Here is a 12,404-nt window from a genome sequence, read left to right as displayed (position 1 = left end):
CGGTGTTTCGCCATCGGTCAGGGCGCCAGCACGATGTCGACGCGCCGGTTGGCCTGACGGCCCTCCGCCGTCGTGTTGGGGGCGATCGGGTCGGTGTCGCCGCGCCCTTCGGCGCTAAGGCGGCTTCCACCATCCTTTGCGGCGTCGGCGCCCAGAATCTCGGTCATCAGCCGCTGCACCTTGTCGGCCCGCGCCTCCGACAATTCCTGGTTGGACGGGAAGCGCAGCGAACGGATGGCGACGCTGTCGGTGTTGCCGATCACGGCGATCCGGCCCTTTTCGGAGCGCAGCGCCTCGGCAACATGCTTGAACAGCTCGACATAGCGCGGTTCGATGCGGTCGCTGCCCGACGCGAAGACGTTCAGGCGGGTACGGACCAGCACGCGACCATCGGTGCCGCCGCTGACCTCGACCAGCCCTGCCTTGATGTCGGCGGCCAACGCCGCGGCGACGCGGTCGGCGACGGTCCGGCTGGGTGGCGGGGCGGGCAGGGTGGCCGGCGCCTCGATCCGCAAGACCTGCACCGGTTTGTCCGGGATCAGCCCGGCCAAGCGGCGATAGGCGGCATCGGACTGGTCGGCCAGCGCAAAGACGAACCAGGCATAGAGCGCCGCCAGCAGAGCCACGATCATCACCGCGGGAACCCACAGCGGGATGGTGGCCGCCAATGGACGGAAGCCGTCGGCCTGCCCGCGCCAGTGGGGCGACAGGTCGCGCTCCGCCTCGCCGCGCTGCTTGCGGATGACGCGGTACAGCCGGTCGCGCAGCTTCGCCAGATCGCTATAGCCGCGCGGCAGGACGCGGTACTTGCCCTCGAACCCCAGCGAAACGCAGAGGTAGTAAAGTTCAAGCTCCATCAGGTGACGGTCGGGCGCCTCGGCCATCTGGTCGAGCAGGTCGAAGAAGCGCTCGCCGCCCCAGGTCTCCTTCTGGATGGTGGAGACCATGCTCTTGTGCGCCCACAGGCTCTGGTTGCCCCAGGAGGTCGCCAGAACCACGTCGTCCACCGTCGCGCACAGCGCATAACCGGCGCTGCGGATCTGGGCGGCGGGCAGACCGGCGCGCACCGTCGCCGCCTCGAACCGCTGCATCTCGGCGATCACCCGCTCGCGCAGGGACTCCACGTCGCGGTGCTGGGGCAGGTCGCGCAGCCGCACCACGGTCGCCAGGATGGGGGCGGCGGCGGTGACCAGCGGGTTGTCGCTGACCGCGGTCAGCGCCGCCAGCGTCGCGTCGTCGAGCGGCCGGAAACCGGGAGAGAATGGAGCAAGACCGGAGGCCGCAGGGGCCGGAGCCGCCGGAGCGGACGGCTTGGCCGACGCGAAGGCGGGCTGCGAGAAGGCTGCCGGCGAGGGGGAGGGGGCGTAGGATGCGGCGCCCTGGCCGAAGGCGGGCGGCACCAGCCCAGCCGCCGGAGCGGCAGCTGCGGCACCCCCGGCCGGCGCGGACGGGCGCTGGAACGCCATCGGCTGCATCACCGTGGCATCGATGTCGTCCGGTTCGTCGAACGGGTTCTTGTCGGGCGGCGGCCGGACGCTCATGACGGCCCCTTCACGATCAGGTTGTGCTTGGCAACGGGCGGCTGGTCGGTGGAGAGTTTCGGCGCGGGTTCGGCCTTCTCGGCCTTTGGCGCATCGGCCTTAGCCTTGTCGGCATCGGGCTTCGTGTCTTCAGGCTTGTCCGCAGCGGGCTTATCCCCTTCGGTCTCACCGTCGGCGGTGGCCGCATCACCGTCCTCGCCGTCCTGCTTGACCAGCGTGATGGTGCTGCCCTTGGCGGTCAGGACGAAATTGTTCGCCTTGTTCGGTTCCACCGGCTGCAGGGCGCGCCAGCCGGCTTCCTCATAGGCGCGGAAGGCGGCGGCAATGGCCAGCGTCTTGACGTCCGGCTTGGGCTGGATCGTCACGGTCTGTCGGCCGTCGGGCTGCACCGCCAGCTCCTGCCGGTCGAGCAGGGTGGGGCCGAGCGTCGCCTTGTCCTGGTCCATGACCTGGAAGAAATCGGCATTGGCGAAAGCGTCGCTGGGGCCGAGCTGGTAGAGCCGCAGCATCACCGGCGACGGCCGGCCGCTGGGATCGGGGTTCAGCGCCTTCGCCCCCACCACCGTCAGCCGGATGGTGGTCGGCGGCGGCGGCTTCGGGGCGGAGGAGCAGGCGGCCAGCGCCAGCGCTGCGGCCAGGGCGGCAGCGGACCATGTCGTCTTCCGGATCCGCATCCAGCCGGCAATCCTCTGCATCACCACACCTTTCCCCTTATACGTTCGGGTATAGCAGGGCACGAACGGATGGTCATCCCTAACCAAAGGCGCCGGCGTGACAATTCCTCGACCGCCGGCTGGAGAGGTTGAACCGGGACCGCCAGCGGGACAGACTCGGGGCGACGGGACGGTCCACAACGAAGCGGCGAATGGAATAAAGCCGGTTCGCGCGCTGTTCGTGTTGCGGACCCCCGGGGGACAATTGACGAAGGTAACGGCGCCATGTCCACGCTTGCCATGCCCACGCTTTGGACCCGGATGAGAGCCGAACTGGGCGACAGCGACGCGCAGTACCGGCTGGCGGAGATGCTGCGGACGTCCGATGTCGTCGCTTCCGTGCCCTGGTACCGGCGCGCGGCCCGTCAGGGCCATGTCGCGGCGCAGACCATGCTGGCCTTCCTGCTCGCCAACGGCATCGGCGTGCCGCCCGACCCACGCCGGGCGGTTTCCTGGTACCGCCGCGCCGCCGCCAAGGGCGATGTCGGGGCGCAGAACAACCTGGGCTTCATGCATGAACATGGCGCCGGCGTGCCGTGCGACCCGGCCAAGGCGGCGTTGTGGTACCGGCTGGCCGCGCTGCAGCATTCGGCCCCCGCCCAGGTGAACCTCGCCCTTCTCCTGCTCGACGGCCGCGGCGTCGACCGTGACGAGGTCGAGGCGGTGCGCTGGCTGCGCGCCGCCGCCGAGCAGGGCCACCCCGCCGCCCAGTACCGCCTTGGCCTCTGCCTGCGCGAGGGCGTCGGCTTGGAGAGCGATGCCGCCGAAGCCGCGCTCTGGCTGCAGGCGGCCGCCGCGGCCGGCGACCGCGAAGCGCTGGTCGCGTTGGCCGAACTGCGCCAGACCGTCGTCCCGGCCTGGGCCGGTGGCGCGGAGGAGCGCGGCACGGAGGATGAGGACGAGGCGATCGACTGGCGGCATCAGGCGGAACAGCGTCCCATGCAGGACGCCCGTGCCGGAGCGATGCCGCCGGGCTGACGCCCGTCCCGCCCGACCTCAATCATCCGATCACGCCCAGCTTGCGCCAGACCGGCAGGCTGTTGCGCAGGCACCAGTCCATGCTGTCGGCGATCGCCTTGCGGCTGGCGTCATCGGCATTCTCCGGGGCGGCCAGACGGCGCATCGCGTGGCCGACCAGCGCGTCCAGCGTTTCCGGCACGCCTTCGCACAGGCCGTCATAGAGCAGCGCCTCCATCGTGCTGACATGCAGGCCGGCCCCGCCGATCGAAGCGGCGAAGGCGCTGCTCTTGCGCCCCTCGCTGGTGGCGAGTTCGTTGGCGGCGGCGCGGTTGTGGGCCAGCACGCCAGGCAGCGGCGTCACCCGCTCCGGCGGGTTCGGCACCGGGATCGCCTGGTTGGAGCCGGTCAGCATGCCGGCGATCTCCACCGCCGACAGGTTGCCGCCGGCCCGCCGCACCTCCGGCAGCTCCATCAACTCGCCGATGCGGCGCGGCCCGTCGGCCAGCGCGTCGAAGATCGGCTCGTAATGCTTGGCCTCCAGCGTCGCCTCGCCCAGCGGGACCTTGATGGTGGTGTGGGCGTCGGCCCGCGGGATGGTCAGCGCCATCGCCATGTCCATCAGCATCGCGTCGCGCTTGGCCACGCTGATCCGCCGGGCACCGCGCACGAAGACGTCGCGGCGGAAGGGACGGCCGACGCAATAATCCTTGAAGGTCTCGCGCAGGCTGGGCACGCCGATGCTGTCGATCGCCTTGCGCTGATCGGGCGTCAGGGCCAGGTCCGGGTAGTTCTCGAACAGGGTGGCGGAGCCGGCATAGGTCAGCTTCGCCTCGCCCAATTCACGCGCGACATCGACATGGTAGAGCGGCTGCCAGCTGCCGTTCAGATACTCGTGTGCCAGATAGACCGACTGGTCGGTGGCGCTCTGCGTCTTGGTCTCGCCGCGCAGCTTGCCAAACATCGCCTCGTCGCCCAGGATCTTGGCGCCGGCCTTGTAGAGCTGTTCGGCGAAGTCGAGGCCGGCCTTGACCTGCCGGTCGCTGCGCTCGTGGACCAGCCCGGAATATTCGTAGAGCAAGCGCTGCAGCGGCATCATCGGCGCCCAGCCCGGCATGGCGTTGTAGCTGACATAGACCAGCCCGCCCGGCTTCAGCTTCTTCGCCAGGAAGCGCGCGATGGCGCCCCGGTTCATCGGGCTGACCCAGCTGTAGACGCCGTGCAGCGTGACGAAGTCGAACTCCGGCAGCTCCGGTCCCTCGCCGTCGGCCATCTCGGCGAAGCTCGCCTCGTGGAAACTGATGTTGGTCAGGCCGGCCGCCTCGGCGGCGTCGCGGGCGCGGGCGATGTGGGCGGGGTGGAAGTCCACTGCGTGGAACCGCCCCTGCGGGTTGGCCGCCGCGAACAGCGCCACCGTCGTGCCGTGGCCGCAGCCGAGTTCGCAGTAATCGAACCCGTTGGCCGTGGACGGCGGGGCGATGCCGTTGATCAGGCAGCTCAGCGTCAGATGCGCCGGTCCCTGTTCACGGTAGAAGCCCGGCAGATATTCGATGTCCGACACATAGCCGGCGCTCCAGTCGCTCATTGGGTCCTCGTTGGTCTACGGAGTGCGGAGTGTGTGGTGCCCCCTCCCTCCCGCTCTTGCGAGCGGGTCCCTCCCTCCCCGCTTCGCGGGAGAGGGTGGACTTGCCCCTCTCCCGCGAAGCGGGGGAGGGTTGGGGAGGGGGCCCCGCACCTGCACGCCTCACAAATCCTGCATCGGAAACACCGCGTCCTTGCGCTCGACCGGGCTCGGCGCGTGCAGCACCCAGCCGTTCCAGCCCAGCCGCGTCGCGTCGCGGTCGTCCTCCCCGGCGGCCAGCCGGGCGCCCGGCACTTCCGGCGCCTGCAACGTCACCTGAAGCTCGAAATCCAGCTCCGGCCCGACATACATCCGAACCAGATCCTGCAGCTTCCGGAACTCGCGGCCTTCCGGCATGAAGTCGCGGAACTGGTCGTGGTTCAGCGGGCCGATGCGCAGGCGGAACTTGCCCTGGACGTCCCAGGCGCGGTCGCCGGCTAGCGCGTCGATGCCCAGCCGGCAATGCCGGCCCTCGGGTTCGGCCAGCGTCGGCAGACGCGTCTGGCCGTCGGCGGCGATCGGCAGCCAGCCGCCGACGAAACTCTCCACCGTCACCGGCCGGCCGAGGAAATCCGACAGCATCTCCTGCAGATCGACGGCCGAGCGGGTCCCGCGCGACAGCAGTCCGGAATAATGCAGGAGGGTCTCGTCCTCCACCACCAGCCGCTTGGTCAGCGATGGCTGGCCGATGCCGACGAAGCTGGACAGCGTGGTGCTGACCGGATCGGGCTCGCGCGAGCCTTGCCCACGCTCGAAGGACACCGGCAGCCGGTATTTGGCCCAGGCGCGGTAGAACAGCGAAAAGCTGCGGTGATGGAAGACGTCGAAGAAGTCGCGCAGCGACCGGTTCCGCTCGCGCAAGGAGCGGATCATGATCTCGGTGTAGTGCTGCGGCAGCACGCCCAGCGGCCCGACCAGCCCCATGAAGGCGCCGATCACCGTCGGTGGTCGGCCGTCCTGGCCCGGCTCCGCCCCCGCCACCTGATTGCCGGGGAAGGTCAGCGAGGTTTCGGCGCGCAGGCGCACGACCTCCTCGCGCGGGTCATGGTCATGGCCCACGGCGTGGCGGCGGGCGTTGCGCGGGTCGCGCGCATCGCGCCGGGCCTGCCATTCCAGCACCCGCACCGCCTGGAAGAAGTCGAAGCGGTGGGGGGTGCGGAACAGCCGGTCGATCACAGAAGCGGGCGGTTGCCGGCGCGGGCGGGCCATGTGCGGAGCACTCCGGTGCGGCCCTTGACCGTAGCGGTCAGCCGCGTGAAGGAATTGATCGAGCAGTACAGCCCCAGGAAATGGTCGAGGATCATCGCCAGCAGGAACATGCCGCTGCCGCTGAAGCGCTGCGGGTCGAATTCGATGCCGACATCGATGCCGCGGCAGATGGCGTCGCCCCAGGCGACGTCGCCCGGCCGCGACGGAGCCCGCGCGGTGCCGCGCTTGGTCGTCACCTTGACAAGGCCGTCGGCGATGCCGCGCGTCTCGGCCGAATCGCGGAAGTCGTAGAGCCGCAGGATCTCGCGCAGAGCCTCCGTCCCCTCCGCTCCACCGGAGATCGACAGGTGGTTGAGCAGCAGGTGGGAGACGAGGCGCCAGCGATGCCCCTTGCGCTCGGCGATGCGCAGGGTCGGCGTCGGCGGCGTCAGGCAGGCGACACCGGACACCGCCGCCATCCCCTCCATCAGCTTCAGGTGCGGGTGGCCGCCGCCATAGGGCAGTTGCGAGGGCAGGTCGCGGTTCAGGCAGGTCGTCTCGACCGACAGCACGGACTCCGCCGGGCTGGACGGGTCGAAATCGAGATCGACCAACGCCAGATGCACCTCCGTCCCCGGATCGCGCCCGCCGGCCGGGCGGCGGCTGGCGGTGAAATAGGTGCGGCTGACCGCCTCCACCCCGCCATGGCGCAGGCCATAGAAGGGCAGGAAGCGCCGCTGCTTGCCGTCGGGGTCGGTGGCCAGCACGCTGTCGACCGAATAGACCTCCAGCGCGCCGGGACGGCGGGCGTCGGGGACCACCCGGTGCTCGTGCTGGGTCTGGGTCAGGGCAACCGGCTCCGCCCGCTGGCGGAACAGATTGACCACCGGGGTGCAGCCCAGGGCGAAGTTATCCTTCGACACCGCGCGTTCCAGGTCGCCGTCGGTGCTGTTCAGATAGATGAAGATCTCCAGCGTGTTGCCGGCGCGGCGCAACACCTTCGGCGAAATGTTCAGGTCGAAGAACAGGAACTTCTCGGGGAAGGCGAAATATTCGGTCAGCAGCCGGTAGCCGCCGTGGGAGCGGGCGGGGTAGGGCAGCATGCCCTCGTCGTCGCCGAAACCGACCGGGCGGATGGCGTCGGGGCCGAGGATCACCGCGTTCGGGTCGTGCGGATCGTCGGCCAGCGCCACCGAGACGGCGTTGTTGAAGATCAGCTCGTGCAGCGCATAGACCTGCTGCGGCTGGCCGCGCAGGAAGAAGCGCAGGGTTTCCGGACCCAACTCGGTGAAGGTCATCTCCGGCACGCGGCAGCGCAGGGTCAGCCGCAGCGCCGCCACCGCGTCGCCCGCCCGCAGGTTGGGCGGCGCCACCAGCGGTCGGCCGCTCAGCACCGCCTGATCCAGATCGACCGGCCACAGCGTCGCCGGGTAGACGGTGCGGAAGCGGCAGGTCTCGCCCCGCAGCGCCTCGGTCTCCAGCTCCGTCCCCTTCGGCACGGTATGGGCGCCGGTCAGGTCCGCGCTGCTCCGCATCTGCACCACCGCCATCGACGGGATCGGCGCCAGATAATGCGGATAGAGCACGTCCAGCAGCGTGTCGACCAGCTCCGGATATTCATCGTCCAGCTTGCGGCTGATGCGGGCGTTGAGGAAAGCGACGCCTTCCAGCAGCCGGGCGACATGCGGGTCCTCCACCGCGTCGGCGCTGAGCCGCAGCCGGCCGGCGATCTTCGGATGCGCCTCCGAGAACTCCGCCGCCATGCGGCGCAGATAGGTCAGCTCGCGGTTGTAATATGGGAGGAGTTCGTCAGCCACGGGCCTTGCTCGTCACGGTGACCATGTTGGATGTGGGATCAACCACCGAATCGAACACCATCGGCTCGGGCGCCGGATCGGCGTGGATCAGCGCCTCGATCCGGAAGCGCAGCGTGCGGTCGGCCGGGTCGCTGTTTTCGACCATGCTCACCGCCAGATGGGCAAAGCGTGGCTCCCACCGCCGGATCGCCGCCTCGATCTGCGCCACCACCTCGCGCCGGCGGGATTCGGTGCCGACATTCTCGACCAGCAGGTCGTGGCAGCCATAGCCGAGGATCGAGTCCGCCAGCTCCGTCAGGTCGTCCGGCCAGCCGAGCACCCGCCGCCGGGTGTTCAGCAGGTTCTCCAGGTCGCGCCGGATCGCCGCCCGCAGATCCGCCACGGTGTGCGGTCGCGGCGCCATGTGCTCCGGCGTGTCGTCGAGCAGACGGTCCAGGACGGACAGGGTGATGGATTGGTTGCGATCCATGGTGACCTTCGCAGGTGCTTAGGCAGGTGCCCCCACCCCATCCCTCCCCCGCTTCGCGGGAGAGGGGGTAGGAACTTTGCGAGGTGCGACGGCAGTTCCCTCTCCCGCAAAGCTCTCGCACAAAGCTTTGCTTTGTGCTGACGCGACAGGCGGACCATAGGTCCGCTGAGAGCGGGGGAGGGTTAGGGAGGGGGCACGGGCAAGAGCTTCCTCACACCGCCCCGGAGAACTCCAGCGTGCCCAGCTGCATCATCGGCACCGCCTCTTCGCCCACCAGGAAGCAGCGCTGGCCCTGGCCGCGCACCGGCGCGTCCTCCGACCATTCCGTCACCCGGCCGAGCTTCACCGCGGCGTCGGCATCGGCGGGGGCTCCGCCATACAGCGCCGGCAGGTAGACCTCGCCGTCCGGGCCGCCGCGCACCGTCATGTGGGCCGGGCGCCACAGCAGGTCGCGCGGCCGTTCGGGCGCGCGGAACTCGACCAGCTCCACCGTCTCGGTGGCGATCCAGAAATACTTGCCGGTGCTGGTGAAGACCTCGAAGAAGCCGCCGGTCAGGTCGTCCAGGTCGCGGAAATCCTCGAACGGCGTGCCGTCATGGCTGCCGGACACCGGCGGGCGCATCTCCTCTGCCTGGGCCAGCTTCGCCACCGCATCGGCGGTGTCGCCGGCGCGGAGCGCCACCAGCGCCTCCAGATGCAGGCGCAGATGGTCGGCGGGCTGGTCGATGAACTCGGGCACCCGGCCGTCGGCGAACAGCTGGCCCCGCGCCTGTTCGGCGCGCACCAGCTGGCGGAACAGCGCCATGGTTACGGCGACCTGCGGTTCCTGCGTGCCGATGGTGTCGAGCTGCAGGTCGGCGCGCTCCAGATTGCCGGCGAAGCTCAGCAGCTCGGCCAGGAAGACGCGGCGGTCGAGGTCGGTCGGCTTCTTCTTGATCTCGCCGTTCAGCGCGGTGATCGCCTCGTCGAGGCGGCCCGCCTGGAACAGCTGGGCTGCGGTTTCGCTCATGCTCGGTTTCTCCCCTGGATGGCGCGCCTGATGCGGATCAGGCTGCCCCGCCGGTTTGGGCCAGCTCCGTCACCAGCTTGAAGGTCGAGAAGACCTGATCGAGCTGGAAGTGCGGCCGTAGATGGATGACGCATTGATAGTTGCCGGGCTTCCCCGGAATGGCGCGGACCTGGATGCTGCCTTCGCGCAAGGGATAGCGCGCCTTCTGGTCCAGGCTGGCGTCGTCGTTGCCCAGGCAATAGCCGTGCAGCCAGCTCTGCAGGTCGCGCTCGCATTCCTCCGGCGTGACGAAGGCGCCGACGCGGTCACGCACCATCACCTTCAGGAAATGGGCGAAGCGCGCCACGCAGAACATGTAGCGCATCATGGCCGACAGCCGGGCGTTGGCGGTCGCCGTCATGTTGGTGTACTGCCCGACGCGCTGAACCGACTGGTTGCCGTAGAAGACCAGATAGGGCGTGTCCTTGCAGCGGCTGATCGGGATGAAGCCGAGATCGTCCAGGTCCCGTTCCAATTGGTCGGAGATCGAAACCTCGACCGAGAATTTCTGGGCCACCTTCGTGGCGTCGGTGGCAAAGTCCGGCACCACCAGTTCGGTCACCAGCCCGCCGCCGACCACGTCGCGTTGTGCGCCGCGGATATCGGCGAACCAGCCGTGATGCAGGAAGGAGCGGATCAGCACGGTGCCGAAGGCGTAGACCGCGTTGCCCCAGCAATGATCCTCCAGCCGCATGCCGCCTTCGCCGCCGAGGGACTCCTCGCGGTAGCGGAAGCCGTGGCGGGCCTGCGGATCGTCGCCATAGGGCTCGCGCATCAGCACGCGCGGCAACGCCACGCCGATGAAGCGCGAATCCTCGGTCTCCTGGAAGCGGTGCCAGCGCTGGTATTCCGTCTGCCGCAGCACCGATTTCAGGTCCAGCGGCAGGCCAAGCTCGTGGAAGGTCTCCAGCCCGAACAGCTCCGGCGCGGCACCCACGATGGCCGGAGCGAACGCAGCCGCGGCGACCTGGGCCAGCCCCTTCAGGCCGGACACGTCGTCGGTCGGCCGCTCCTTGGTCGGGCGGTGCTGCACCGCATAGTCGCACAGCAGCACGCCGAACGGACGGCCGCCGGGCATGCCGAATTCGTCGCTGTAGACCTTGTTGAACAGCTGGCTCTGGTCGAACTCGATGGCGCGTTCCTGGTCGCGGCACAGTTCGGCCCACGTCAGGTTCAGCAGCCGCAGAACCACCGTCTCGGCGGTCTGCGCCTGCTTCACCAGCGTGCGTACCCCGCGCCACGACGCCTCCAGCGATTGGAAGCGCTTGTGGTGCAGGATGGCGTTGACTTGCTCGGACAGCAGCGCGTCGATGGCCGCGATGTCGCGGTCGAGCGCGGCGCGCAGCATGTCCAGGCTGTCGTAAACGGGAAGGGTAATCCCGAACCACAGGCGAAGGGCGTCGCCCGGCCCTTTCGCCGCCAGAAAGGCGTCGAGCAGACCGGGGTCGTCGCGGCCGATCGCCATGTCGACCGCCCGCAGACGCAACGGCCGTTCAAGGACCGTCGCCTCCGCGTCATCGGCATGAAAGTCGGCCGCTGACTCGCTCATGCCGCTATCAGCCGGCCTGCGGGATGCGGGCGACCATGCGCATGGAGGTGGTCAGTTCCTCCATCTGCAGCCACGGGCGCATCCAGGCGACGGCGTTGTAGGAGCCGGGCTTGCCCGGGATCTCCTTCACCTGCACCTTGGCCTCGGCCAGCGGGTACTTCGCCTTCATCTCCTGGCCCGCGGCTTCGTTGCCGTTGACGTAGTTCAGGATCCAGCGGTTCAGCCACGCCTCGCAGTCGCTCGCCTCCATGAAGGAGCCGATCTTGTCGCGCGCCATGATCTTCAGGTAATGGGCGAAACGCGAGGTCGCCATGATGTAGGGCAGGCGGGCGGAGATCGCGGCGTTCGCGGTCGCCTCCGGCCGGTCGTACTTCTTGGGCTTCTGCGTGGTCTGGGCGCCGAAGAAGACGGCGTAGTCCTGGTTCTTGTAGTGGCAGAGCGGCAGGAAGCCCAGCTTCGACAGCTCGGCCTCGCGACGGTCGGTGATGCCGATCTCGGTCGGGCACTTGGCGTCGCTGTCGCCGTCGTCGGAGGTGAAGGTGTGGAAGGGCAGGTTCTCGACCTTGCCGCCGCCCTCGGCGCCGCGGATGGCCGTGCACCAGCCATACTGCGAGAAGGCGTTGGTCAGGCGCTGGCCCATCGCGTAGGACGCGTTCATCCAGCAATAGTCGTTGTGCGCCATCGGCCGGGCGATGCCGCCCTCGTACGGGGCCTCCTCGTACTCGAACTCCTCGACCGGCTTGGTGTTGGCGCCGTAGGGCATGCGGGCTAGCACGCGCGGCATGGTCAGCGTGACGAAGCGGCTGTCGTCGCTCTCACGGAAGCTGCGCCACTTGGTGTACTCGACGCTGTCGAAGATCTTCTCGAGGTCGCGCGGCTTCGACAGCTCGGTCATGTCCTCGAAACCGAACAGCTTGGGGCTGGCGGCCGAGATGAAGGGCGCGAAGGCGGCCGCCGCGACGTTGGAGACGCCGGTCAGCAGCTCCATGTCGTCGGGGTGGTTGGTGAACTCGTAATCGCCGATCAGGGCGCCGTAGGGTTCGCCGCCGGCGATGCCGAACTCGTTCTCGTAGATCTTCTTGAACAGGTTGCTCTGGTCGAATTCGACCGCCTTCGAGATGTCCTTGTACAGGTCCTTCTTCGGGCAGTTCATGACGCGGATCTTGAGCGTGGAGCCCGTCTCCGAGTTCATGACCAGATAGTTCAGGCCGCGCCACGAGCCTTCCAGCTTCTGGAACTTCTCGTGGTGCATGATGGCGTTGAGCTGCTTGCTGATCTTGGCGTCGATCGCAGCGATCGCCTTGTTGATCGTCTGGCCCAGGTTCTTGTTGAAGGTGACCGTACCGGCCAGCGCTTCCTGGGTCAGGGTGCGCAGCAGCTCCTGCGCACGGTCCGGCTCGGTCTGCTTGGTGGCGGCGATGGCCTGGTCGAGGATCGAGAGGCCGGTACCTTCGGCGACCGCGCCGGCGGCGGCAGCGCCCTGGGTCTGAGCGTCGCTCAT

At 68.8% G+C, this 12,404-nt stretch carries 10 protein-coding genes; 1 reads left to right on the top strand and 9 read right to left on the bottom strand.

The genetic code is table 11. The annotated features are described in order from the left end of the window. Positions 1-17: 17 nt before the first annotated feature. Both icmH and tssJ read right to left on the bottom strand, forming a co-directional pair. Positions 18-1,541 (bottom strand): type IVB secretion system protein IcmH/DotU, encoded by a 1,524-nt coding sequence (gene icmH, locus M5E06_RS07120; RefSeq protein WP_252137657.1) that lies wholly within the window; start codon positions 1,539-1,541, stop codon positions 18-20. Next, on the bottom strand, positions 1,538-2,215 hold the full coding sequence (tssJ, locus tag M5E06_RS07115; protein WP_252137656.1) for a type VI secretion system lipoprotein TssJ: 678 nt from the start codon (positions 2,213-2,215) through the stop codon (positions 1,538-1,540). Before tssJ ends, icmH begins: the two co-directional genes overlap by 4 nt. A gap of 264 nt (positions 2,216-2,479) precedes the next feature. On the opposite strand from tssJ, the gene M5E06_RS07110 reads away from it, so the two are divergent. Then, a complete protein-coding gene (locus M5E06_RS07110; protein WP_252137655.1) occupies positions 2,480-3,232 on the top strand; it encodes a tetratricopeptide repeat protein in 753 nt (250 codons plus the stop codon). Positions 3,233-3,254: 22 nt separating this feature from the next. Here M5E06_RS07110 and M5E06_RS07105 read toward each other — a convergent pair whose 3' ends face one another. From M5E06_RS07105 to tssC (M5E06_RS07075), 7 genes are all read right to left on the bottom strand, one after another. Continuing rightward, positions 3,255-4,796: a class I SAM-dependent methyltransferase gene (locus M5E06_RS07105; RefSeq protein ID WP_252137654.1), complete on the bottom strand. Its 1,542-nt coding sequence runs from the start codon at positions 4,794-4,796 to the stop codon at positions 3,255-3,257. A gap of 159 nt (positions 4,797-4,955) precedes the next feature. Beyond that, the gene (tssG, locus tag M5E06_RS07100; RefSeq protein ID WP_252137653.1) at positions 4,956-6,041 is read right to left on the bottom strand and encodes a type VI secretion system baseplate subunit TssG; all 1,086 of its coding nucleotides are present in this window, start codon (positions 6,039-6,041) and stop codon (positions 4,956-4,958) included. Next, positions 6,005-7,837: a type VI secretion system baseplate subunit TssF gene (gene tssF / locus M5E06_RS07095; RefSeq protein WP_252137652.1), complete on the bottom strand. Its 1,833-nt coding sequence runs from the start codon at positions 7,835-7,837 to the stop codon at positions 6,005-6,007. Before tssF ends, tssG begins: the two co-directional genes overlap by 37 nt. After that, a complete protein-coding gene (gene tssE / locus M5E06_RS07090; RefSeq protein ID WP_109149921.1) occupies positions 7,830-8,306 on the bottom strand; it encodes a type VI secretion system baseplate subunit TssE in 477 nt (158 codons plus the stop codon). Before tssE ends, tssF begins: the two co-directional genes overlap by 8 nt. 211 nt (positions 8,307-8,517) lie before the next feature. After that, entirely contained in the window at positions 8,518-9,315 is a 798-nt protein-coding gene (locus M5E06_RS07085; protein WP_252137651.1) for a type VI secretion system accessory protein TagJ, read from the bottom strand. A gap of 37 nt (positions 9,316-9,352) precedes the next feature. Then, positions 9,353-10,903, bottom strand: coding sequence for a type VI secretion system contractile sheath large subunit (gene tssC, locus M5E06_RS07080; RefSeq protein ID WP_252137650.1), 1,551 nt, complete (start codon positions 10,901-10,903; stop codon positions 9,353-9,355). A gap of 7 nt (positions 10,904-10,910) precedes the next feature. Then, entirely contained in the window at positions 10,911-12,404 is a 1,494-nt protein-coding gene (gene tssC, locus M5E06_RS07075) for a type VI secretion system contractile sheath large subunit (RefSeq protein WP_085089691.1), read from the bottom strand.

The sequence above is a fragment of the Azospirillum sp. A1-3 genome (genome assembly GCF_023806445.1).
Taxonomy (GTDB): domain Bacteria; phylum Pseudomonadota; class Alphaproteobacteria; order Azospirillales; family Azospirillaceae; genus Azospirillum.
The sequence above is the reverse complement of the archived record's forward strand: the minus strand, read 5'-3'. Positions and strand labels throughout refer to the sequence as shown.

Excerpts from the sequence above, each read along its gene's own strand:
- icmH (WP_252137657.1), bottom strand. The coding sequence starts at position 1,541 with ATGAGCGTCCGGCCGCCGCCCGACAAGAACCCGTTCGACGAACCGGAC.
- tssJ (WP_252137656.1), bottom strand. The coding sequence starts at position 2,215 with ATGCGGATCCGGAAGACGACATGGTCCGCTGCCGCCCTGGCCGCAGCG.
- M5E06_RS07110 (WP_252137655.1), top strand. The coding sequence starts at position 2,480 with ATGTCCACGCTTGCCATGCCCACGCTTTGGACCCGGATGAGAGCCGAA.
- M5E06_RS07105 (WP_252137654.1), bottom strand. The coding sequence starts at position 4,796 with ATGAGCGACTGGAGCGCCGGCTATGTGTCGGACATCGAATATCTGCCG.
- tssG (WP_252137653.1), bottom strand. The coding sequence starts at position 6,041 with ATGGCCCGCCCGCGCCGGCAACCGCCCGCTTCTGTGATCGACCGGCTG.
- tssE (WP_109149921.1), bottom strand. The coding sequence starts at position 8,306 with ATGGATCGCAACCAATCCATCACCCTGTCCGTCCTGGACCGTCTGCTC.
- M5E06_RS07085 (WP_252137651.1), bottom strand. The coding sequence starts at position 9,315 with ATGAGCGAAACCGCAGCCCAGCTGTTCCAGGCGGGCCGCCTCGACGAG.
- tssC (WP_252137650.1), bottom strand. The coding sequence starts at position 10,903 with ATGAGCGAGTCAGCGGCCGACTTTCATGCCGATGACGCGGAGGCGACG.
- tssC (WP_085089691.1), bottom strand. The coding sequence starts at position 12,404 with ATGAGCGACGCTCAGACCCAGGGCGCTGCCGCCGCCGGCGCGGTCGCC.